24 protein-coding genes are annotated in these 22946 nt (G+C 61.9%); 5 read left to right on the top strand and 19 right to left on the bottom strand.

The annotated features are described in order from the left end of the window. The first annotated feature begins 1 nt into the window (after window position 1). Entirely contained in the window at window positions 2–1342 is a 1341-nt protein-coding gene (locus F3I16_RS10200; protein ID WP_160493553.1) for a sigma-54 dependent transcriptional regulator, read from the top strand. Between the two features lie 3 nt (window positions 1343–1345). On the opposite strand, the gene thiO is transcribed toward F3I16_RS10200, so the two are convergent. The 7 genes from thiO to F3I16_RS10165 form a co-directional block, all read right to left on the bottom strand. Continuing rightward, window positions 1346–2428, bottom strand: coding sequence for a glycine oxidase ThiO (thiO, locus tag F3I16_RS10195; RefSeq protein ID WP_160493719.1), 1083 nt, complete (start codon window positions 2426–2428; stop codon window positions 1346–1348). A 71-nt stretch (window positions 2429–2499) separates the two neighbouring features. Continuing rightward, window positions 2500–2898, bottom strand: coding sequence for a type IV pilin protein (locus F3I16_RS10190; RefSeq protein WP_160493552.1), 399 nt, complete (start codon window positions 2896–2898; stop codon window positions 2500–2502). 9 nt (window positions 2899–2907) lie between these two features. Beyond that, window positions 2908–6156, bottom strand: coding sequence for a pilus assembly protein (locus F3I16_RS10185; RefSeq protein ID WP_160493551.1), 3249 nt, complete (start codon window positions 6154–6156; stop codon window positions 2908–2910). Window positions 6157–6178: 22 nt separating this feature from the next. After that, window positions 6179–6631 (bottom strand): PilX N-terminal domain-containing pilus assembly protein, encoded by a 453-nt coding sequence (locus tag F3I16_RS10180; protein WP_160493550.1) that lies wholly within the window; start codon window positions 6629–6631, stop codon window positions 6179–6181. 35 nt (window positions 6632–6666) lie between these two features. After that, window positions 6667–7386: a PilW family protein gene (locus tag F3I16_RS10175; protein ID WP_256670143.1), complete on the bottom strand. Its 720-nt coding sequence runs from the start codon at window positions 7384–7386 to the stop codon at window positions 6667–6669. A 5-nt stretch (window positions 7387–7391) separates the two neighbouring features. Beyond that, on the bottom strand, window positions 7392–7838 hold the full coding sequence (gene pilV, locus F3I16_RS10170; RefSeq protein WP_256670141.1) for a type IV pilus modification protein PilV: 447 nt from the start codon (window positions 7836–7838) through the stop codon (window positions 7392–7394). Further along, complete coding sequence (locus F3I16_RS10165; protein ID WP_160493549.1) at window positions 7838–8302, bottom strand: GspH/FimT family pseudopilin; 465 nt, start codon at window positions 8300–8302, stop codon at window positions 7838–7840. The genes pilV and F3I16_RS10165 overlap by 1 nt, the downstream gene beginning before the upstream one ends. A 196-nt stretch (window positions 8303–8498) precedes the next feature. On the opposite strand from F3I16_RS10165, the gene F3I16_RS10160 reads away from it, so the two are divergent. Beyond that, on the top strand, window positions 8499–9026 hold the full coding sequence (locus F3I16_RS10160) for a GspH/FimT family pseudopilin (RefSeq protein ID WP_160493716.1): 528 nt from the start codon (window positions 8499–8501) through the stop codon (window positions 9024–9026). Here F3I16_RS10160 and ispH read toward each other — a convergent pair. From ispH to murJ, 6 genes are all read right to left on the bottom strand, one after another. Beyond that, entirely contained in the window at window positions 9013–9957 is a 945-nt protein-coding gene (ispH, locus tag F3I16_RS10155; RefSeq protein WP_160493548.1) for a 4-hydroxy-3-methylbut-2-enyl diphosphate reductase, read from the bottom strand. The genes F3I16_RS10160 and ispH overlap by 14 nt on opposite strands. An 82-nt stretch (window positions 9958–10039) precedes the next feature. Next, on the bottom strand, window positions 10040–10477 hold the full coding sequence (gene fkpB / locus F3I16_RS10150) for an FKBP-type peptidyl-prolyl cis-trans isomerase (protein WP_160493547.1): 438 nt from the start codon (window positions 10475–10477) through the stop codon (window positions 10040–10042). Further along, a complete protein-coding gene (gene lspA, locus F3I16_RS10145; protein WP_160493546.1) occupies window positions 10470–10979 on the bottom strand; it encodes a signal peptidase II in 510 nt (169 codons plus the stop codon). Before lspA ends, fkpB begins: the two co-directional genes overlap by 8 nt. Continuing rightward, window positions 10972–13803 carry an isoleucine--tRNA ligase gene (gene ileS / locus F3I16_RS10140; protein ID WP_160493545.1) on the bottom strand — a complete coding sequence of 944 codons (2832 nt, stop codon included), beginning with the start codon at window positions 13801–13803 and terminating at the stop codon, window positions 10972–10974. The genes lspA and ileS overlap by 8 nt, the downstream gene beginning before the upstream one ends. A gap of 35 nt (window positions 13804–13838) precedes the next feature. Beyond that, window positions 13839–14777 (bottom strand): bifunctional riboflavin kinase/FAD synthetase, encoded by a 939-nt coding sequence (gene ribF, locus F3I16_RS10135; protein WP_160493544.1) that lies wholly within the window; start codon window positions 14775–14777, stop codon window positions 13839–13841. 82 nt (window positions 14778–14859) lie between these two features. After that, entirely contained in the window at window positions 14860–16398 is a 1539-nt protein-coding gene (gene murJ / locus F3I16_RS10130; protein ID WP_160493543.1) for a murein biosynthesis integral membrane protein MurJ, read from the bottom strand. A gap of 194 nt (window positions 16399–16592) precedes the next feature. On the opposite strand from murJ, the gene rpsT reads away from it, so the two are divergent. Then, window positions 16593–16865: a 30S ribosomal protein S20 gene (rpsT, locus tag F3I16_RS10125; RefSeq protein ID WP_160078424.1), complete on the top strand. Its 273-nt coding sequence runs from the start codon at window positions 16593–16595 to the stop codon at window positions 16863–16865. Window positions 16866–16964: 99 nt separating this feature from the next. On the opposite strand, the gene F3I16_RS10120 is transcribed toward rpsT, so the two are convergent. The 5 genes from F3I16_RS10120 to rplU all read right to left on the bottom strand — a co-directional run bounded on the left by F3I16_RS10120 (window position 16965) and on the right by rplU (window position 20543). Next, window positions 16965–17426 (bottom strand): CreA family protein, encoded by a 462-nt coding sequence (locus F3I16_RS10120; RefSeq protein ID WP_160493542.1) that lies wholly within the window; start codon window positions 17424–17426, stop codon window positions 16965–16967. 11 nt (window positions 17427–17437) lie between these two features. Beyond that, window positions 17438–18556, bottom strand: coding sequence for a glutamate 5-kinase (proB, locus tag F3I16_RS10115; protein WP_160493541.1), 1119 nt, complete (start codon window positions 18554–18556; stop codon window positions 17438–17440). A 61-nt stretch (window positions 18557–18617) separates the two neighbouring features. Then, on the bottom strand, window positions 18618–19844 hold the full coding sequence (cgtA, locus tag F3I16_RS10110; protein WP_160493540.1) for an Obg family GTPase CgtA: 1227 nt from the start codon (window positions 19842–19844) through the stop codon (window positions 18618–18620). Between the two features lie 106 nt (window positions 19845–19950). Next, the gene (rpmA, locus tag F3I16_RS10105; RefSeq protein WP_160078420.1) at window positions 19951–20208 is read right to left on the bottom strand and encodes a 50S ribosomal protein L27; all 258 of its coding nucleotides are present in this window, start codon (window positions 20206–20208) and stop codon (window positions 19951–19953) included. Window positions 20209–20231: 23 nt separating this feature from the next. After that, window positions 20232–20543, bottom strand: coding sequence for a 50S ribosomal protein L21 (gene rplU / locus F3I16_RS10100; RefSeq protein WP_160078419.1), 312 nt, complete (start codon window positions 20541–20543; stop codon window positions 20232–20234). Between the two features lie 313 nt (window positions 20544–20856). Here rplU and F3I16_RS10095 point away from each other — a divergent pair, with 313 nt between their 5' ends. Together F3I16_RS10095 and F3I16_RS10090 are read left to right on the top strand one after the other, a co-directional pair. Continuing rightward, window positions 20857–21825 (top strand): polyprenyl synthetase family protein, encoded by a 969-nt coding sequence (locus F3I16_RS10095; RefSeq protein WP_160493539.1) that lies wholly within the window; start codon window positions 20857–20859, stop codon window positions 21823–21825. Window positions 21826–21958: 133 nt separating this feature from the next. Continuing rightward, on the top strand, window positions 21959–22213 hold the full coding sequence (locus F3I16_RS10090; protein ID WP_160078417.1) for a hypothetical protein: 255 nt from the start codon (window positions 21959–21961) through the stop codon (window positions 22211–22213). A gap of 112 nt (window positions 22214–22325) precedes the next feature. On the opposite strand, the gene F3I16_RS10085 is transcribed toward F3I16_RS10090, so the two are convergent. Next, window positions 22326–22943: an FKBP-type peptidyl-prolyl cis-trans isomerase gene (locus F3I16_RS10085; RefSeq protein WP_160493538.1), complete on the bottom strand. Its 618-nt coding sequence runs from the start codon at window positions 22941–22943 to the stop codon at window positions 22326–22328. Between the last annotated feature and the right edge of the window lie 3 nt (window positions 22944–22946).

Here is a 22946-nt window from a genome sequence, read left to right as displayed (position 1 = left end):
CATGAGCACCCGGCAAAGAGCCCTGATCGTCGACGACGAGCCCGACATCCGCGAACTCCTGGAAATCACCCTGGGCCGCATGAAGCTCGACACGCGCAGCGCACGCAACGTCAAGGAGGCCCGCGAATGGCTGGCCCGCGAACCCTTCGACCTGTGCCTGACCGACATGCGCCTGCCCGACGGCACAGGCCTGGAACTGGTGCAGCACATCCAGCAGCGCCACCCGCAGGTACCGGTGGCGATGATCACCGCCTACGGCAGCCTGGATACGGCGATCAACGCGCTCAAGGCCGGCGCTTTCGACTTCCTGACCAAGCCGGTCGACCTCGGCCGCCTGCGCGAACTGGTGGCCACCGCCCTGCGCCTGCGCACGGCCAGCGATGATGAAGGCCCGGTGGATACCCGTCTGCTCGGCGAGTCGCCGCCCATGCGCACGCTGCGCAACCAGATCCAGAAACTCGCGCGCAGCCAGGCCCCTGTCTACATCAGCGGCGAATCCGGCAGTGGCAAGGAACTGGTGGCCCGGCTGATCCACGAGCAGGGGCCGCGAGGCGAACAGCCGTTCGTCCCGGTCAACTGTGGCGCCATTCCTTCCGAGCTGATGGAAAGCGAGTTCTTCGGCCACAAGAAGGGCAGCTTCACCGGCGCCATCGAAGACAAGCAGGGCCTGTTCCAGGCCGCCAACGGCGGCACCCTGTTCCTCGACGAAGTCGCCGACCTGCCGCTGGCGATGCAGGTCAAGCTGCTGCGTGCCATTCAGGAAAAGGCCGTGCGCGCCGTCGGCGGCCAGCAGGAACTGGTGGTGGATGTGCGCATCCTCTGCGCCACGCACAAGGACCTGGCTGCGGAAGTCGCGGCCGGACGCTTCCGCCAGGACCTGTTCTACCGCCTCAACGTCATCGAACTGCGCGTGCCACCACTGCGCGAACGCCGCGAGGATATCCCGCTGCTGGCCGACACCATGCTGCGCCGGCTCTGCGAAGGCACCGGCCTAGCCCAGCCCCAACTGGCGGCCGAGGCCCTGGAAAAACTCAAGAGCTACCGCTTCCCCGGCAACGTGCGCGAACTGGAGAACATGCTGGAGCGTGCCTACACGCTCTGCGAGGACGAGCAGATCAAGGCCAGCGACCTGCGCCTGGCCGACGCCAGCGGCGCGACGGAGGCCGGCGAGGCATCGCTGGCGCAGATCGACAATCTGGAGGACTACCTGGAAGACATCGAGCGCAAGCTGATCATGCAGGCGCTCGAGGAAACCCGCTGGAACCGCACCGCGGCGGCCCAGCGCCTGGGGCTGACCTTCCGCTCGATGCGCTATCGCCTGAAAAAGCTGGGACTCGACTGAGCCTCAGCCTAGACGGCCAACCGGCGAGTAAGGTGCGGGATCGACGATCGGCTCACGCCCCAGCATTAGATCCGCCAATAACCTGCAAGAGGCCGGGGCCAACACCAGGCCATTGCGGTAGTGCCCGCAATTCAGCCACAGCCCCGGAAACTCCGGCACCTCGCCAATAAACGGAATACCCTCCGGAGAACCCGGACGCAACCCGGCCCAATGCCCCACCACTTCGGCCTCCGCCAAGGCGGGCAGCAACTGCTCCGCAGAGGCCTTCAGGCTACTCAAGGCCTCATCGGTGGGAACCTTGTCGAAACCGACATGCTCCAGCGTGCTGCCGACCAGCACATGTCCATCACGCCGCGGGATCGCATAGCGACCATTGGCCAGAACCATGGCTGGCAGAAAGTCCTCTGCGCACTTGTAGAGGATCATCTGGCCCTTGACCGGCTCGACCGGCAGATTCAGCCCCAACCCAGCCAGCAATTGGCCACTCCAGGCGCCTGCGGCCAATACCACGCACTCGGCACGGAGCTCCCGCCCCCCAATGCTAACCCCGCAAACTCGCCCGGCCTCCTGAAGAAGACCATCCACTGCGGCCTGCTCGAGCATTTGCACATTAGGCATGGCCTGCAAGGCTGCACGCAGTGCCTTGAGCAGACGCGGGTTACGCACATTGGCAACGCCCGGCATATGCATGGCATTGGCAAAACCAGCACCTAGCGCCGGCACGGCAGCATACAGCTGCTGCATGTCGACCTTGTGCAGCTCGTGGGCCTCATGCTGCGCCCACAGCAGCGCATCCGACTCATCGTCGAGATCCAGCCAGTACAGGCCGGTAGCATGGACTTGTGGATCTACACCGGTGAGATCCAACAGATGCCTGGCCAAACCCGGATAGAACCCTTGAGACCAATGCGCCAGCGCCGTCACAGCTGCACTGTAGCGCCACGGATAAAGGGGGGAGACTATGCCGCCACCAGCCCAGGATGACTCCTGACCAATCACGCCACGCTCGACCAGCACAACCCGCTCACCCGCCTGGGCAAGCTCTAAAGCCCCGAGGAGGCCTATCACGCCGCCCCCCACCACCATCGTGGAATAGCCTTGCACCACAACTGCCCCCAATAAAAAGGGGAGCCATGCTCCCCTTATCCAACCATTGCCTAGCGCCGCCAACAGACTGCGTTATCACTGGATGTCAGGTCGCCCAGTTCGTTGACACTCAACGAAGCGCACGTATCACCATCCATGACACTGCCATCGACAGCGGTCGCGTCGATAACGAACGCCGCGTCATTCGTCTGGGCGTCATCGACAGCAATATTGTACACAGCGGTACCATCAGCCGGACTCTGCCCTACGATAGTCGCCCCCACATAGGTGCCATTCTGCGAGTAGAAACGCTCCATGAGCTGGACGTTCTCCAGCATGACTGCCGCCACCTCGGCACGCCGAGTCTTTTTCACGTACTCGGTGTAACTCGGGTAAGCAATGGCGGCGAGTATCCCCACCACTGCCACCGCAATCATCAACTCGATCAGAGTAAATCCATTACGTTTCATCGGGCCCCCTTACTGCAATTGACGCCACATGATGCGTCGGGATTGTGAAACACCGCCGCACTGCCCGTTGTTTACCTCGCCGCACTCATCCACCACCACCACCTCACCGGTCGAATCCAGAATGTACTTACCCTGAGTCTTCTTCTGCTCGCCGGCATCAATGATCACAGGCTGCCCCGGCAGGCCGCCATCGATCGCCAATCCGGAAACCCGGGTATCGCCGTCATCGATACGCCCATCGCCATTGGTATCCAGCACCGGGTAGCTCAGCATCTTCCCTGACAGGGCATCCAGCTCGACCAGCTTGCCGCTACCGGTACTTTGACAGGGGTCATCGGCATCGACCTTGGCGGTCACGAAGATGACCCGCCCCATGGTGGTCTGTGCCGGGTAGATCACACGCTCCCCCTCGCGAGCACCATCCAGGCTGAGCGGCAAGTACCAGCCACGCCGGGTATCCCAATCGACTTCATTTTCACTGGTTTTGTAATAGGTCTGCGTTGAACCGTTTGCCGTGATGTCCACAGCCTCAGTAAAGGTCTGCTCCTGCAGGGAAGTGCTCTCGACCGTGCCAGTTACGCCATTCTTGTCCCAGATACCGTAGAACGTCTGCAGCTCGGTACTGAGCTTGTCCTCGGCCTCCATCAGCTTGCCGGTACCAAACAGTACCAGATGGCCCCCCTCGGTGTGCTCGACTACCAGAGGCCTGGCCGTAATCGGGTGATTTACCTCGGCAGAAAACAGGGGGTTGCCCGAATTAGCAACAGATCCGGTGGCACTGGAAAAGTCGAACTCCCAGAGATTGCCACGCAGGTCGCCGGCATACACTTTCTGCACCTGATACTGAGCATTCACCACCATCTGCGGGCTGGACAGGCCATTGGGCGCCGTACCGTCGTCATTGGCATCGACCACGATTTCCTGGATCAGCGCACCGGTTCTCAGGTTGACCACGTACAGCGAGGCCTTGCCCAGGTGACTGCCATAGCCATTACCGAAGATCGCCACCCACTCGTTATCCGAGGTTCTCGCCACCAGCGGCTTCGAGTAGGTATAACCAAGGTTGTTGAACGCATTTGCCGGGCTCGAGGTAGCGGGCGCAGTGATCTGCCACAGAGCACCGATAGTGTTATTACCAGCAGAGAACAGTTTGACGGCGAACATGCTCTTACCGCCGCCGCCCATCCCGGCAACGGCCACAGTGGACCAGGTCGAGCCCAGCTCGGCATCCGCAACGGTGATACCGCCATCCACCATGAACTTGTGCGAGCCGCCAGTGGCATAGTCGGTGGCAGCCACAGTGTGCAGCGATGGGAATACGCTGGAAGGCATGAACGCATAGCGATGCCCGCCGGTCTCGGCATTGATCACATGAAAGAAACCATCGTTGCTGTTGACCAGCAGGCTGTTGGTCATCGCAGCCTTGGCGGACATATAGGTGTTATAGGAGTTATCGCCAGTCACGCTGCTGGCCAGACGCTCCGTAGACGAAAGCCGCTCAAGAGTGGAGTTGATGACATCACCTAGCAGAACCGTTCTCGTACGCAGCCCCGTCACAGTGGAGCCCTTGGCCCAATCGACCAGCTGAGTGCCGGTGATACCACTTGGCAAATCTGCATCCAGGATCGCCTGCTGACCAGTAGACACATTGCTGTAGCTGAGCGAAACCACTGCATTGGTCGCAGTATTGTAGGTTTCGTAAGAAGCCCCGTTATTGGAGGGCGTAATGGTGCTGTCGGTCGTCCAGGCACGCGATACCAGACGCCCCGTAGTCTCACTCAAGCTATAGGCCTCGATGGTGCCACGCCAGTCGGCAGGATCGTATAGCGTCTTGTAGTAGCGAGTGGACGTGGTCAAGCTCGAGGAGCTGGACGCACCGGCGCCACCGGAACCCGCCTGCGCACTGATCTCGTTAAGTGCCTGACTCAACGCCGAACTCAAACCTGCGCGGTCAGACGCAGTGTAGTACTTGCCGCGACCATAGTAGGCCGCATCCTTCAGCATTTGATTGTCTGCGTTAAAGCCGACCGTATAGGTTCTGATGCTTTGCTTATTAAACGCACTATCCTCGAAGCTCTTACCCGCATTATCCAAGGTGCTTGCCGTAGGCCGAATATCGACGTCATAAGCAAACGAGGCTATGTCATCCAGATAGTAACTGTGTCCCTCGCTACCCAGAGAAACAGACGAGTTGCCATCGGAATAAGGGGCTGGTGGGGCAGGGTTCAACCCATCCCAGTTAGGCAGGTTATCCGCCCCCCCTACCGAGGGGTTATCCCGATCTGGATCGGTCGATGCGTTATAGAACTTGGTATCGTATGTCGGCGCACCGTCAGTCACGACAATCCCGAAATTCTTCTGACAACGATACTGGACCTGATTCGATGGTGTTGCCGGGGCGGAATTGTAAGAACTGGCCAAACCACGATAATAGCGCACCACATCGTAATAAGCTTCAGCCAACGGAGTCCAAGTCGTGCCATACATGGAATTGATCTGGGTATCTAGAGTGCTCTGAGCCGCCCCCAGATCCGAAAGAATAATTCCTCCCTGCTGCTTATAGGTTTCGCCTGTACTGCCAGATGCATCACTACCCGGACGGAAACTGGCCAGGCCAAAACGCACTCCAGAGAAATTGTCGGCGATAACCTGCTTAGCAACTGACTTGGCAACGCCCATACGGTGACCGGTTGGAATATCCACCGCACTAAAGGTTCCTGCCAGAAGGCCTTGCACCAGATATTCGAGATAATTCTTTGGCATGTCCACTTCATCAGACATGGTGCCCGATGAATTTATCTGAAGCTCATCTGGAAAGGGAATGCAGACAGTCTGACCCGCACTACCCGGGTAGTAAACCGTCTTCTTGCTGACTTTATACGCATTCCTTGCACCCAACTTGTAATACCCAGCACTGCAATCACCCTGCGCCACGTCGTCATGCCCGGAGAGCGTAGCCGTCTCTGTCCAGTGATCTTTATTATTGACAGTACAGGAGGTTCCAGCCTTGCAATACATCGCCGTTGGATAATCGGTCTTGGAATTAAAGCCATTATGATAGATAACGGTATTCATACTACCCGAGTTATCCAGCAACACCATCACGTTGGGCGCCACAGCAGCCGTACTCAACAGTGGAGCCTGAAAGGGAGTAAACGCATACAGTGGAGCCGCCGTATATCCCGCCAGGGCAAAACCGGCCAGCAGCGAAAGCAACCTAGATCCTGAGGCGTTGCACTTGTTTTTCAAAGACGACATTTCCTTATCCCTCACAGAACACTCAGTTACTGTGCGCATAGATGCTTTCCAGCGCAGTCCTGGCATTACCTTGGTACGACACTGCGGTCACTCGATATAACACGACACTCGAACCGACCTGCACATTTACCGCAGCACTCGAGCCCCCGATCTTCTGCAGTTGATAGAAGGTGTTGCCCGAGGCAGCACTTCTCCAGACATCGCAGACGCCATCAGTCTCGACCAGCCCCCCGGTAATCGTGGGCACACGACAATTATTGCCAACGCACTCGTTGCAGGTCGCCAGATCACCCTCGTGAGCAACATCGAGGATATAGTTCTCACCTTCACGCAGCGCACGTTCGGCCAACTGGAACGTTTCATTCTTCATTTTTATATTGCCGGCCATCTTTTCCTGCACCCCTGCATTCTGCATGGCCGCCACGCCAAAGATGGTCAACAACAGGAGGAAGATCAGACTGACGAACAAGGCCATGCCGCTCTGTTTCTTTATGATTTGCATATTCCCCCTCACAGCAGCCGGTTGCGCAATGCAGCAACAACCGAATAAGTCTGATCACGCGCCTTACCGTCTGGATCAGCCAGGGTCATTCTGATCCGTACACTACGGATAGACGCTGAATCTCCAGGAGTCTCAACATAACTGCCCGATGCATAGGTACTTTCAGAGTCCGCGGCCATACCAAAGGCGACGGAGAAGTCCGTAACCCCGGTAATCAGGGGTTGAAAGCCGCCACTCCCACCGTTCTGCACGGAAAGCGTTTGCTCCCCCGAGTCGTACCGATACTCGACCTGGCGAATAGGGAAGGCCATCTCCCCCGTTGCCGGGGCGTGCTCCCCGACCTGTACCGTACCGGTGGTGCGGCAATCGGTGGTCAGTGTCCAGTCGGCATCGGTTGCCGTGGCGGAACCGGTGACAGCATTCGCCGTAATGATGCCAAGCGTATTGTTTTCCCAGCTAATAGGCTCATCGAACTCCGGCGGAGCACCGGAGACCGAAGCAGAACTCAGCGACAGGCAGCCGAACATGCCCGCCATGCGCAACTCCTGGGTCATGCGCGTCAGCACATAGCGGGCATCCTCCTGCAAGCGCGCCGAAGCATCCTGCGCTACATAGGTTTGCTTGGAACTGACGAATATCTGGGTAATTCCCAGCACTACCAGCAGCCCAAGCACTAAGGCAACCATGACCTCGACAAGACCGAACCCATTTTGTTTGCTCTTCATCATGCGCATCACTCGTTGGCAACATCGGTGGTAACGGTGAAGTTGCCAGTTTCATCAGCACTGAGACCTGCCTTGCCTTCCGACCAGCTGATGGTCACGCTTACCGTACTGCCGACCACATTGATGCTGCCGAGTCCACTGGGAAGGCTCTGCACATTGGTTGAGAAGTCGATCAGATCGGTATCCTGCAAACCGGATCCCGAGGGCGGGGAGTTGGTGCTATCGAGATCATAGGCATTCAGGTTGTCTGGATCGGCACTGGCCCGTATCCGATCCAGAATGTCGTAGGCGATGAAACTGGCCTGCGAGGTATAGACGGCGCTATTAGTGTACTTAAGCGCATTAAGCTGCAGCGCGGCAGCCCCCAGCACACCGATCGCGCTGATGAAAACGGCGATCATCACCTCGATCAGGGTGACGCCCTGCTGCATTTTGTGCATCCGCTGCATGCTCATTAATTGCACACTCCAACCTGAATGCGCCCACTCAGACACACCGCCACAACTTTGCTCTGATCACTCAGCGTGTAGGTGAACGCCACTGCGGCTGACGGACTATTCAGACCGCCAAAGCTATTGAATACGATGGAGTCGGCACCATTCTCTTCCGCCACCGCAGCCCCCGACGACATCGCCGGCACGGTGCGCAATACCGAATCGTCAGCACTCTGCTTGATGGTGATACCTGCAGCCCACCCCGCATTGGTATCAGTTGGTACCACTGTCACCGACTGACTACGGTTGATGGCTTCGAGGCGTCCATAGTTGAGCGCTTGAGCCAAATCATTCGCTTCGGTGCTGGCTCGCGAGCGCTCGAATGCACCGTCGAAAGCCGGCAGGCCCAAGGCGGCCAAAACCGCCACGACAGCCAGCGTGATCATCAGCTCGATGATGGTGAAACCCCTTAGATATTGCCGCATGGCTGCTCTCCCTTTTCTGGGCGCGACTATATCCATAAGCCCAAAGGACAACAGGCCAAACGGGACATACGGTCGAATTAGAAGCCTCAGCGAATACCGGCAGGGGGGGGGGCCGTGCAGTCCGGACAAGTGGCCTTGCCCATCAGCCAGGCTCACCTATAGTCAGCTCGCCTACTGATCCACGGACGGATTAAACATGCGCCCCCACGGCTTCACTCTGATCGAACTACTGACTGCACTTGCCATTACGGCAATGCTTTCCTTCCTGGTAGCACCCGCAACCAGCGCCATCATCGCCCAACAGAGGCTGAATGCCGGCCTGGGCGAGTTTATCAGTGCCCTGAAATACGCCAGAACCTATGCGGTACTGCACCAGACAGGGGTGACCTTGCTGGCTGAGCAGAGTGATTGGGGGGCTGGCTGGACGGTATTCGAGGATCCCAACCACAACGCCATACAGGATGATGGCGAACGCGCACTGCTGATCCGGGAACCCAGCGATACACTGGTAATTTCTGGTAACACGCCCATAGCCAGTTATGTTCACTTCAACATGCATGGCGAGCCGCAACTGAGCAGCGGCGGATTTCAGGCTGGCACCTTGACGTTCTGCTCGCAGGCATCACCCAGCACCTACTACAAACTGGTCATGGCGAAAACCGGCAGGGTACGCATCAGCTCAGACGGCGACTCGACACCCTGCACGTCAGCTACAGACTCTTGACCCGCAGCTCCTTCGGCATCGAGAAGGTCACATTCTCTGGCCGGCCGTCCAGCTCCTCAGCCCCGGCCGCCCCCCACTCGCGCAAGCGCTCAACCACTGCACGCACCAGCACTTCCGGAGCGGAAGCACCAGCCGTGATGCCGATCAGCGACTTACCGGCAAACCATTCCTGGCGCAGGTCCTCGGCACCATCGATGAGATAGGCCGGCGTCTCCAGGCGCTCGGCCAGTTCGCGCAGGCGATTGGAGTTGGAGCTGTTCGGACTGCCCACCACCAGCACCACATCGCATTCGGCGGCCAGCTGCTTGACCGCATCCTGGCGGTTTTGCGTGGCGTAGCAGATGTCGTCCTTGCGCGGACCGCCGATGCTAGGAAACTTGGCCCGCAACGCGTCAATGACCCGGCTGGTGTCATCCATCGACAAGGTGGTCTGGGTGACGAAGGCCAACTGCTCGGGATTGTGCACCTGCAGCCTGGCAACGTCCGCCTCATCCTCCACCAGGTAGATGGCGCCGCCGTTGGCCGCATCGTACTGGCCCATGGTGCCCTCGACCTCCGGGTGCCCGGCATGGCCGATGAGGATGCACTCGCGGCCGTCGCGGCTGTAGCGCGCCACCTCCATGTGCACCTTGGTCACCAGCGGGCAGGTCGCATCAAACACCTTGAGGCCGCGCGCCTCGGCTTCCTGACGCACTGCCTGGGACACACCATGGGCGCTGAAGATAACGATGACATCGTCCGGCACCTGCTCCAGTTCCTCGACGAACACCGCGCCGCGTGCGCGCAAATCCTCGACCACGAACTTGTTGTGCACCACTTCATGACGCACGTAGATCGGCGGGCCAAATACCTCCAGGGCGCGGTTGACGATCTCGATCGCGCGATCGACACCGGCGCAGAAGCCGCGGGGGTTGGCGAGTTTGATTTGCATGCTGGCGATCTCGGGCAGTGCGCTGAAAAGAAAGATGAGCCGTGAAGCCTCGGCCGCGCCACAGCGGCGCGGCCGGCAAGCATCAGGCCGGGCGAACCTCGATGATTTCCACCTCGAAGTTCAGCGTCTTGCCCGCCAGCGGGTGATTGAAGTCGATGGTCACCTGGGCATCGTCAAAGGCTTTGACCACCCCGGGCAGCTCGGCGTTGGCCGCATCGTTGAAAATCACCAGCAGCCCTTCGGACAGCTCCATATCCTGGAACTGCGAACGCGGCATCACCTGCACGTTCTGCGGGTTGGGCTGGCCGAAGGCATTCTCCGGCTCGACCTGCACCACGCGCTTGTCGCCGGCCTTGAAGCCGAACAGGGCCGCCTCGAAACCCGGCAACAGATTGCCATCGCCGACCCTGAAGGTCGCCGGCTGCTTGTCGAAAGTGCTGTCGACCACGTCGCCGGATTCCAGCTTGAGGGCGAAATGCAGGGTGACTTCCCTGTCCGGGCCAATACGTTGCTCAGTCATGTGCAGGTTCTCCGGACTTCTTGCTCTTGAACATATCCAGCGCCAGCATCACGGCGCCGACGGTAATGCCGCTGTCCGCCAGGTTGAAGGCGGGGAAGTAATACTGGCTCTGCCAGTGCACGAGGATGAAATCGACCACATGACCGAGCACGACACGGTCATACAGGTTGCCCAGCGCCCCGCCCAGTACCAGGGCCAGGGCGATGGCCAGCCAGGTTTCATCGGCTTTCAGGCGCTTCATCCAGACCACCAGCACCGCACTGACACCCAGGGCGATGGCGGCGAAGAACCAGCGTTGCCAGCCGGACTCACCGGCCAGGAAGCTGAAGGCGGCGCCGCGGTTGTACACATGGATCCAGTCGAAATAGCCATCGAGCACGACCACCCGCTGACCATACTCGAGCAGCTGCAGCACCACCTGCTTGCTGCCCTGATCGAGGACGAACACCAGCAGTGCCAGCCACAGCCAAGCCAGACGCCCGAAACGGCTGACCTCAGGCATGTTCACGCACCTCGCCGGCGCCTTCGATGTTGCTCACGCAGCGTTCGCACAGCTCGGGATGCGCGGCATGGCTGCCGACATCGGCGCGGAAGTGCCAGCAGCGTCCGCACTTGGCATGGCCGGACTTGACGATCTTCAGCTTGAGCCCGGCAACCTCGGTCACCACCGCATCGGCCGGCGCCTCCGCCAGCGGCGCCAGCGAGGCCGCCGAGGTGATCAGGGCAAAGCGCAGCTCGTCGCCGAGTTTGGCCAGGGCGCCCTGCAGCGACTCTTCGCTGTACAGGGTGACTTCCGCCTGCAGGCTGCCGCCGATGGCCTTGGCCGCGCGCAGGTTTTCCAGTTCCTTGTTCACCGCCGCCTTCACCGTCATGACCTGATCCCAGTAGGCGCGGTCCAGCGCGAAGCCTTCCGGCAGGCGCTGCAGGCCGGTGTACCAGGTATTCAGCATCACCGACTCGTTGCGCTCGCCCGGCAGGAACTGCCAGATCTCGTCGGCGGTGAACGCCAGGATCGGCGCGATCCAGCGCACCAGCGCCTCGGCGATGTGGAACAGCGCGGTCTGGCAGGAACGCCGTGCCACGCTGTTGGCCGCAGTGGTGTACTGGCGGTCCTTGATGATATCGAGGTAGAAACCGCCCAGCTCCTGCACGCAGAAGTTGTGCACCTTCTGGTAGACGTTCCAGAAGCGGTATTCGCCGTAGGCCTCGATCACTTCGTCCTGCAGACGCGCCGCGGCGTCCAGGGCCCAGCGATCCAGATCGAGCATCTGCTCGACCGGCAACAGGTCCTTGGCCGGATCGAAGCCATTCAGGTTGGAAAGCAGGAAGCGCGTGGTGTTGCGGATACGCCGGTAGGCGTCGGCGCTGCGCTGCAGGATGACCTTGGACACGGCCATCTCGCCCGAGTAGTCGGTGGACGAGACCCACAGGCGCATGATGTCGGCGCCCAGACTGTCGTTGACTTCCTGCGGGGCGACCACGTTGCCCAGCGACTTGGACATCTTGCGGCCGTTCTCGTCGACCACGAAACCGTGGGTCAGCAGGGCCTTGTACGGCGCATGGCCGTCGATGGCACTGCCGGTCAGCAGGGACGAATGGAACCAGCCGCGGTGCTGGTCGGAACCTTCCAGGTAGAGGTCGGCGCGCGGGCCGTGCTCGTGCCCCATCGGGTGCGAGCCACGCATCACGTGCCAGTGGGTGGTGCCGGAGTCGAACCAGACGTCGAGGGTATCGCTGATCTTGTCGTACTGCGCCGCCTCGTTACCGAGCAGCTCGGCGGCATCCAGCTTGAACCAGGCCTCGATGCCCTGCTCCTCGACGCGCTTGGCCACTTCCTCCATCAGCTCGACGGTACGCGGGTGCAGCTCGCCGCTTTCCTTGTGCAGGAAGAACGGGATCGGCACGCCCCAGTTGCGCTGGCGCGAGATGCACCAGTCCGGACGCCCGGCGATCATGCTGTGCAGGCGCGCCTGGCCCCAGGCCGGGACGAATTCGGTCTGCTCGATGGCCGCCAGGGCACGCTCGCGCAGGGTCGCACCATCATTCGGTGCCTTGTCCATGCCAACGAACCACTGCGCGGTGGCGCGGTAGATCAGCGGAGTCTTGTGCCGCCAGCAGTGCATGTAGCTGTGCTGGATCGCCTCGTGCTTGAGCAGCGCGCCGACTTCATCGAGCTTGGCGACGATGGCCGGATTGGCCTTCCAGATGAACTGGCCGCCGAAGAACGGCAGGTCGCTGACATACACGCCGTTGCTCTGCACCGGGCTGAGGATGTCGTCGTTGCTCATGCCGTACTGCTTGCACGAACGGAAGTCGTCCTCGCCGTAGGCCGGCGCCGAGTGGACGATGCCGGTGCCGGCACCCAGCTCGACGTATTCGGCCAGGTAGACCGGCGCGAAGCGCTGGTAGAACGGGTGACGGAAGCGGATGTGCTCCAGCTTCGCGCCCTGGGTCGTGGCCACCACTTCGCCTTGCAGGCCGTAACGGGCCAGGCAGCTTTCGACCAGTTCTTCGGCCAGCAGCAGCAGGCGTGAACCGGTATCGACCAGGGCGTAGGTGAATTCGGGGTGGACGTTGAGCGCCTGGTTGGCCGGGATGGTCCAGGGCGTGGTGGTCCAGATCACGATGCTGGCCGGCTTGCTCAAATCGGTCAGGCTGAAGGCGGCAGCCAGCTTGGCGGCATCCTCGACGACGAACGCCACGTCGATGGCATCGGACTTCTTGTCCTGGTACTCGACCTCGGCCTCGGCCAGGGCCGAGCCGCAATCGAAGCACCAGTTGACCGGCTTCAGGCCCTTGAACACGAAGCCCTGCTTGACCATCTCGGCCAGGGCGCGGATTTCCCCGGCCTCGTTGGCGAAGGCCATGGTCTTGTACGGATTGTCCCAGTCGCCCAGTACGCCGAGACGGATGAAGTCGGCCTTCTGCCCTTCGATCTGCTCGCCAGCATAGGTGCGGCAGCGCTCGCGGGTCAGGTCGGACGGCTGGTTCTTGCCGAAGGTGGTCTCAACCTTGTGCTCGATCGGCAGGCCGTGGCAGTCCCAACCCGGCACATAGGGGGCGTCAAAACCGGACAGGGTCTTGGAGCGGACGATCATGTCCTTGAGGATCTTGTTGACCGCGTGACCGATGTGGATGCTGCCGTTGGCATAGGGCGGGCCGTCGTGCAGGACGAACTTCGGCCGGTTCGCGCCGAGCTGCCGCAGCTTCTGGTACAGGCCAATGCTGTCCCAGCGCGCCAGGGTTTCCGGCTCGCGCTGCGGCAGGCCGGCTTTCATCGGGAAGGCAGTATCCGGGAGGTTCAGCGTGGCTTTGTAGTCGGTCATCTCAGGCTCTTGGGCTCAATTCAGTCAAGCGGTGATCAATCAAGCGGCTGACCCAGCCAGTAGGCCCGGGCGGCAGCGACATCCGCGTCTATCGCTGCCTTCAGCGCCTCCAGCGAGGCGAAACGCTGCTCATCGCGCAGCTTGTGGTGGAAAATCACCGTCAGGCGCCGGCCATACAGGTCGCCGGCGAAATCCAGCAGATGCACTTCCAGGTGGGGACGACCATCGCCGGCGACCGTCGGTCGCTGGCCGATATTGGCCACTCCCCGGTAACGCTGGCCATCGACCAGCGCGATGACCAGAAACACCCCGCGCAGCGGCGGCTGACGCCGTTTGAGCTGCACATTGGCGGTCGGCGTACCGAGCTGGCGGGCCAGCTTCTGCCCGTGCAGCACCCGCCCGGTCAAGGCAAAGGGCCGGCCGAGCAGACGCTCCGCCAGCTCCAGCTCGCCGGCCTGCAGGGCCTGGCGCACCCGGGTGCTGCTGACCCGATCGGCATCCAACTCGACGGTCAACGCCGCCTCGACGCTGAACCCCTGCTGCTCGCCAGCCTGAACCAGGAAGGCGAAATCGCCCGAACGATCGCAACCGAAGCGGAAATCGTCGCCGACCTCCAGATGCTTGACACGCAAGCCGTCGACCAGTACCTGGCGCACGAACTCGGCCGCCGACAGTTCGCGCAGACGCCGGTTGAACGCCAGGCACAGCACCCGATCGACGCCCTGCCCGGCCAGCAGCTCGAGCTTCTCGCGCAGGCGGGTCAGGCGGGCCGGCGCCGTATCGGGGCCGAAGAACTCGCGTGGCTGGGGCTCGAAGATCACCACGCAACTGGGCACGCCGAGTTCGATCGCGCGTTCGCGCAAGCGCGCCAGAATGGCCTGATGGCCCCGGTGCACGCCGTCGAAATTGCCGATCGTGGCAACGCATCCCTGGCTCAGGGGTAGCAGATTGTGAAGACCGCGGACCAGCTGCATAGCGCGCTTCTTGCTTACAAAGTGGTCGATTATACGCACAGGCGGCGACGGACAACAGGCAGTGCGTCGCCCGCCGCGCGCCTCAGGACACCGAGCGCCGGGCAAAGTCGCGCAGACGGAAGCCCAGCAACAGCAGCACGCCGAAATAAGCCAGCACCCCGAGCGCCACCAGGCCACCCAGGCGCAGCAAGCGCACGAGCATATTGCCCTCGGCCCAGGGCGGCATGAAATGCAGGGCCAGCAGCAGCGCCGCCGTCATCACCGCCACCGCCAGCAGCAGCTTGCCGAGAAACAGCGGCCAGCCCGGTTGCGGCCGAAACAGGCCGCCGCGCCGCAGGAACCAGTAGAGCAGCCCGGCGTTCAGGCAGGCTCCCAGGCTGATCGCCAGGGCCAGGCCGGCATGCGCCAGGGGCTTGATCAGGGCCAGGTTGAGCAGCTGGGTAATGACCAGCGTGAAGATGGCGATGCGTACCGGTGTCTTGATGTTCTGCTGGGCATAGAAGCCCGGCGCGAGGATTTTCACCAAAATGATGCCAAGCAGGCCGACCGAATAGGCGATCAGAGCCTGCTGGGTCATGCCCGCATCATGGCCGGTGAACTTGCCGTACTGGAACAACGAGACGGTCAGCGGCTCGGCCAGCACGGCCAGCGCCAGGGCGCAGGGCAGCACCAGCAGGAAGCACAGGCGCAAACCCCAGTCGAGCAGGCGCGAATACTCCTCGCGATTGGCGCCGGCATAGGTCTTCGACAGGGCCGGCAACAGGATGGTGCCCAGCGCCACCCCCAGCACCCCGGACGGCAGCTCCATCAGGCGGTCGGCGTAATACATCCAGGACACCGAACCGGCGACCAGGAAGGAGGCGAAGATGGTGTTGATGATCAGCGAGATCTGGCTGACCGAAACGCCGAAGATCGCCGGCCCCATCTGCTTGAGCACGCGCCACACGCCGGTATCGCGAAAGCTCAGGCGCGGCAGCACGAGCATGCCGATCCTCTTCAGGTGCGGCAGCTGGTACAGCAGCTGCAACAGGCCGCCGACCAGCACCGCCCAGCCCAGCGCCTCGATGGGCGGGTCGAAGTACGGCGCGAGAAACAGCATGAAGCCGATCATGCTGAGGTTGAGCAGGGTCGGCACGAAGGCCGGCACCGAGAAGCGGTTCCAGGTGTTCAGCACCGCGCCAGCCAGCGACGACAGCGAAATCAGCAGGATATAAGGAAAGGTCAGACGCAGCAGATCGGTGGTCAGACTGAAACGCTCCGCCTCATCGGCAAAGCCCGGCGCGGAAACCCAGACGATCCAGGGCGCGGCGAGAATCCCCAGCAGCGTCACCAGCGCCAGCACCAGCGTCAGCAGCCCCGACACATAGGCGACAAAGGTACGCGTCGCCTCCTCGCCCTGTTGGGTCTTGTACTCCGCCAGAATCGGCACGAAGGCCTGGGAAAAGGCGCCTTCGGCGAAGATCCGGCGCAACAGGTTGGGTAACTTGAAGGCCACCACCCAGGCGTCCGAGGCGACGCCGGCGCCGAAAATCCGCGCAATCAAGGTATCGCGAACGAAGCCCAGCACCCGGGAAAGCATGGTCAGGGAGCTGACGGCCGCCAGCGACTTGAGCAAATTCATGGAATATTCGACTTCCGCAAACGCGCGCAGTCGCGGACAATCCGCCACCGCGCAAAGGCGTCGAGTGTAACGGTCCACCACTGGTCAGGCCAGCACACCGGGATGCTAATGCGCTTGACATATGGGCCTCGCCTCGGCATGATTCGCGGCCTTATTTGTTGCTATCCCCCAGTTTTTTCTCGAGGAGCTTGACGGTGGCCAATACACCTTCTGCCAAAAAACGCGCAAAACAGGCTGAGAAGCGTCGTAGCCATAACGCCAGCCTGCGCTCCATGGTTCGTACCTACATCAAGAACGTGGTCAAGGCTATCGACGCCAAGGACCTGGAAAAAGCGCAAACCGCTTACGTTCTGGCTGTGCCTGTAATCGACCGTATGGCCGACAAAGGCATCATCCACAAGAACAAAGCTGCTCGTCACAAGAGCCGCCTGAACGGTCACATCAAGGCACTGGCTACCGCCGCCTAAGATGTACCGCTCATAAAGAACCGGCCTCTGGCCGGTTTTTTATTGTCCGGATTTTTCCTGGCAGAAAAAAGCCGGAGCATGCTCCGGCTTTTTATCGACCTACTGCCCCACCCAGGGCAGGATCGGAATGGCGGTCACCGCGTTCTGCGGACTGCCCTCGATGATCCGGTCGCTGTAGACCAGATAGACCAGGGTGTTGCGCCCCTCGTCGAAGAAGCGCACCACCTGCATGGTCTTGAACACCAGCGAGGTGCGCTCCTTGAACACCTCCTCGCCATCCTTGAGCTTGCCGGCAAAGCGGATCGGCCCAACCTGGCGACAGGCAATCGACGCCTCGGCGCGATCCTCGGCCAAGCCCAGACCGCCCTTGACGCCACCGGTCTTGGCGCGCGACAGGTAGCAGGTCACCCCCTCCACCTTCGGGTCGTCGAAGGCCTCGACCACGATCTTGTCGTTCGGTCCGACCCACTTGAACACCGTGGAAACCTCACCGATTTCTTCCGCAGAAACCAGCAGCGGCAACATCAGCAAACCACCCAGCAATCCCTTCGCCATACGCATTTGCGCCCTCCTTAAACCAGAATCAGGTTATCCCGATGCACCAACTCGGGCTCATCGACATAACCCAGCAATTTCTCGATGGCATCCGACGGCTGACCGACGATTTTCTGCGCCTCCAGGGCGCTGTAGTTGGCCAGGCCACGGGCAATCTCGCGACCATCCGGACCGACGCAGACCACCATCTCGCCACGCCGAAAGCTGCCCTGCACCCCCTTAACCCCAACTGGCAACAGGCTCTTGTGCCCCTGCAGCAGCGCCTTCACCGCCCCAGCATCCAGGGTCAGCGTACCGCGGGTCTGCAGATGCCCGGCCAGCCACTGCTTGCGTGCCGCCAGCAAACCGCGCTCAGGCGCCAGCAAAGTGCCGAGACGCTCGCCCGCCTTGAGCCGATCGAGCACGCGCTCGATACGCCCGCCGACGATCACCGTATAGGCCCCGGAACGCGCCGCCAGACGCGCCGCGCGCAGCTTGGTCTGCATTCCGCCGCGCCCCAGCGCACCACCAGTACCACCCGCCACTGCATCCAGCGACGGATCATCGGCACGCGCCTCGAAAATCAGCTGGGCATCGGGATTGTGCCGCGGGTCGGCATCGAACATGCCATCGCGATCGGTGAGGATCACCAGCAGATCCGCCTCGACCAGGTTGGCCACCAGCGCCGCCAGAGTGTCGTTGTCACCGAAACGGATCTCATCGGTGACTACCGTGTCGTTCTCGTTGATCACCGGAATGGTGCCGAGCTCGACCAGGGTACGCAGGGTGCTGCGCGCATTCAGATAGCGCTTGCGATCAGACAGATCGTCATGGGTCAGCAGCACCTGCGCGGTGTGCTTGCCATGCTCGGCAAAGCTGGACTCCCAGGCCTGCACCAAGCCCATCTGCCCTACCGCCGCAGCAGCCTGCAGCTCATGGATGGCACTCGGGCGAGACGTCCAGCCCAGGCGACTCATGCCCGCGGCGACAGCCCCGGAGGACACCAGCACCAGCTCAACGCCCGCCTCGCGCAGCGCCACCATCTGCTCGACCCACACCGCCATCGCCGCGCGATCCAGGCCACGCCCGTCCGCCGTCAGCAGCGCACTACCGATCTTCACCACCCAGCGCTGGGCGCCAGTCACCTTGTCCCGCATGTCGTCAAATCCTACTGGCCAGTCAGCACAACGCCGCTATCAAGCGGCGCTGTACGATACCTCAATCGCGAACGTAGATGATCTCCGGACCATCTTCGTCATCTTCAAAGCCATCATCCCAGACATCATCATCGCCGATGTCATCGACACTCTTCAGCCCCGCCTTGCGCAGCGCACGCTTGTCGTCCAGCGCCTGCAGACGGGCGCGCGCCTCGTCCTCGATGCGCCGATCCAGCTCGGCCAGCGCCTCGGCATAGGCCGGCTCCTCGACCTTGCGCACTTCGCGCTCGTCGAGATAACGCATGATCGCCTGACTCAGCGCCTCGGTGCCTTCGCTCTCCAAGGCGGAGATGACGAAGACCGGGCCTTCCCAGCCCAGGTGATCGATCACCGCGCGCATGCGTTCCTCGCGCTCGTCGTCGAGCAACTGGTCGGCCTTGTTCAGCACCAGCCAGCGGTCGCGGTCGGCCAGGGCCGGGCTGAATTTCTCCAGCTCGCGGATGATCACCTCAGCCGCCTCGGCCGGATCGCTCTGATCCAGCGGCGCCATATCGACGAGGTGCAGCAGCAAACGGGTACGCGCCAGGTGCTTGAGGAAGCGAATGCCCAGACCCGCACCCTCGGAAGCGCCCTCGATCAGCCCCGGAATGTCGGCCACCACGAAGCTCTTGTAGCGACCGACGCTGACCACACCCAGGTTCGGCACCAGGGTGGTGAAAGGATAATCCGCCACCTTCGGCTTGGCCGCCGACACCGAGCGAATGAAGGTGCTCTTACCGGCGTTTGGCAGGCCAAGCAGACCAACATCAGCCAGTACCTTCAGCTCCAGCTTGAGGTCGCGCGACTCGCCCGGCTTGCCTGGCGTGGTCTGGCGCGGCGCGCGGTTGGTACTGGACTTGAAGCGGGTGTTGCCCAGCCCGTGCCAACCGCCCTGCGCCACCATCAGGCGCTGACCCGGCTTGGTCAGGTCGCCAATGATTTCCTGGGTACTGGCATCGATCACCGTGGTGCCGACCGGCACCGGCAGGATCAGATCCTCACCCTTGGCACCAGTACATTCGGTGCTGCCACCCTTCTCGCCATTACGCGCATTGAAACGGCGCGTGTAGCGATAGTCGACCAGGGTATTCAGGTTCGGGTCGGCCTCCATGAAAATGGAACCGCCATCACCGCCATCGCCGCCGTTAGGGCCACCCTTCTCGATGAACTTCTCGCGACGGAAGCTCATCATGCCGTTACCGCCGTCGCCGGCTTTTACAAAAATCGAAACTTCATCGACGAATTTCATGGGTACGCCTCCCGTCTCGGCGACGGGCTAATGGAACACTGGATACAGGATATACAGAAACAAAAAAGCCCCGTCGCAAGACAGGGCTTTTTCAGCAAGCGCGGGCTTAGGCGGCCACGACGCTCACGTAACGGCGACCGAAGGCGCCTTTAACTTCGAACTTGACCACGCCGTCGACTTTAGCGAACAGGGTGTGGTCTTTACCCATGCCAACGCCGTAACCGGCGTGGAACTGGGTGCCGCGCTGACGCACGATGATGTTGCCGGCTTTGATCGCCTGGCTGCCATACATCTTCACGCCAAGGCGTTTAGCTTCTGAGTCGCGGCCGTTACGAGTACTACCGCCAGCTTTTTTGTGTGCCATGAGTCAAATACTCCAGACTGGGATCAGGCTTGGATGCCAGTGATCTTGATTTCGGTGAACCACTGACGGTGGCCCTGACGCTTCATGTGGTGCTTGCGGCGACGGAACTTGATGATGGTCACTTTGTCATGACGGCCCTGGGCGGTCACTTCAGCAACAACCTTCGCACCTTCAACTACCGGAGCGCCGATTTTGACGTCTTCGCCGTTGCCGATCAGCAGAACGCGATCGAAAGTCACGGATTCGCCAGTGGCGACTTCCAGCTTCTCGATCTTGAGGAATTCACCTTCGGCGACCTTGTATTGCTTGCCACCGGTAACAATTACAGCGTACATGGATATCTCTCCGTTAAACCTGCTCACCCGACTCTTTATAGGAAGAGTTATTGGCCGGCATGGCTGCTTGGGTCAGTGTCGAACCCTAGCAATTGCGTAAGGCAGGGAGTGCCCAAAGAAGTTAGGGGCCGCGATTGTACGGAAACCATGCAAACGAGGCAAGCCCCGCCAGCACTTGCCTTGACAGCCCCTACCCCGCCCCCTAGCATGCCGCGCAATCCGCCCGAGCACCGGCCTAGCTGCCGCGCGCACCGCTGATTCCGCGCCCTCGACCGGCACCGGACAGCGCCCAGCCCCAGGAGCCCCGTCAACGATGCAACCCCAGGCCTTCTACAGCGTGGTGGCGGACGATTTCGCCGCCGTCGACGGCATCATCCGCCGCCAGCTGGTATCGCGCGTGCCCCTGGTGGAAAAGATCGGCGACTACATCATCTCCGCCGGCGGCAAACGCCTGCGCCCGCTGCTGGTGCTGCTCAGCGGCAAGGCCCTGGGCTACCAGGCCGACGACCTGCGCCTGCTGGCGGCGACCATCGAGTTCCTGCACACCGCCACCCTGCTGCATGACGACGTGGTCGACATGTCCGGCATGCGCCGTGGCCGCGCCACCGCCAACGCGCAGTGGGGCAATGCGCCGAGCGTGCTGGTCGGCGACTTCCTCTATTCGCGCTCCTTCGAGATGATGGTCGAACTCGGCTGCATGCCGGTGATGAAGATCCTCTCGCGCGCCACCCGAGTGATCGCCGAAGGCGAAGTCCTGCAACTGTCCAAGGTGCGCGACGCCAGCACCACGGAAGAGACCTACATGGAAGTCATCCGCGGCAAGACCGCCATGCTCTTCGAGGCCTCGACCCACAGCGCCGCCGCGCTGGCCGGCGCCGACAGCGCACAGAGCGAGGCCCTGCGCCACTTCGGCGACCACCTGGGCATCGCCTTCCAGCTGGTCGACGACCTGCTCGACTACCAGGGCGATGCGGCGACCCTGGGCAAGAACGTCGGTGACGACCTGGCCGAGGGCAAGCCGACCCTGCCACTGATCTACACCATGCGCGAAGGCAGCGCCGAACAGGCCGCCCTGGTGCGCACGGCGATCCAGAAAGGCGGCATCGAGGACCTGGAAAGCATCCGCGCCGCCGTGGCCGCTTCCGGCTCGCTGACCTATACCGCCCAACTGGCCCGCGAGCATGCCGACCGCGCCATCGCCTGCCTCGACGCCCTGCCGGACAACAGCCATCGCAGCGCCCTGATCGAGCTGTGCCGCTTCGCCGTGGCGCGCACCCACTGAGGCTAGGCGTCAGCCCAAGAGCCCGTCCCCGCGACGGGCTTTTTATTGTCCGACGAAAAGCTGCAATTGAGACTTGTTATTATTTGAATAGGAATTATTCTCACCTTCGAGTTTAAAGACAAGGAGCTGAGCCATGACCTATCTGATCGATGCCTGGCTGGATCGCCCGCATCCCTACCTGCGCATTCTCAATCGGGAAACCGGAGCGGTGTGCGCGGTGCTGGAAGAGGAAGCCATCGATGAACTGCGCGACCAGGGCGATCTCGACCTGAACGGCCTGAACTCCAGCGAGCCGAGCGTGCTCAAGGAGCTGGTTCGCAGTCTGTTCCTGTTCTGCTACGCCCGCGCCCTGCGCCCCCATGAGGAACCACAGCGCGCAACCGACTGACGCCGGGACGCGTCAGGTGCCAGGCAGCCTCTGCAGGGGCTGACCGGGCAGCAGGAGCAAAGGCGCCCCTGCAGGTGCCCGGGCGCTCAGGACGAGCACCCGGGTATCGCTCTTACAGGATGTCGAGCAGCTCGACGTCGAACACCAGCACACTGTGCGGCGGGATGCTGCCGACGGCCTGACCGCCGTAGGCCAGCTCGCTCGGCACATGCAGGCGCCACTTGCTGCCGGTATTCATCAGTTGCAGGGCCTCGACCCAGCCGGCGATCACGCCACCCACCGGAAACTCGGCCGGCTCGCCGCGCTCGTAGGAGCTGTCGAACACGGTGCCGTCGATCAGGGTGCCGTGGTAGTGGGTGCGCACGTGGTCTTCGCGCGACGGCTTGGCACCTTCGCCGGCCACCAGTACTTCGTACTGCAGGCCCGACTCAAGCACGGTCACGCCATCACGCTTGGCGTTGTCGATCAGGTAGCTGCGCCCGGCGCCGGCGGCGACTTCGGCCTTGGCCGCGGCTTCGGCCTGCATGATTTCACGGATCACGCGGAAGCTGGCATTCAGCTCTTCCGAGGACACGCGGCTGGCCTGGCCGGCAAAAGCGTCGCGCAGGCCGACGACCACGGCATCCAGGCTGACGCCGGGCGGCGGGTTGTCGCGCAGCTGGTCACCCAGCTGGCGGCCGATGCCGTAGCTGACGCGGCTCTCGTCGGTGGACAGATTGACTTCGGACATGGC

The sequence above is a fragment of the Pseudomonas sp. L-22-4S-12 genome (genome assembly GCF_009799935.1).
Lineage (GTDB): Bacteria > Pseudomonadota > Gammaproteobacteria > Pseudomonadales > Pseudomonadaceae > Aquipseudomonas.
This window is presented reverse-complemented; position numbering and strand designations above follow the sequence as displayed.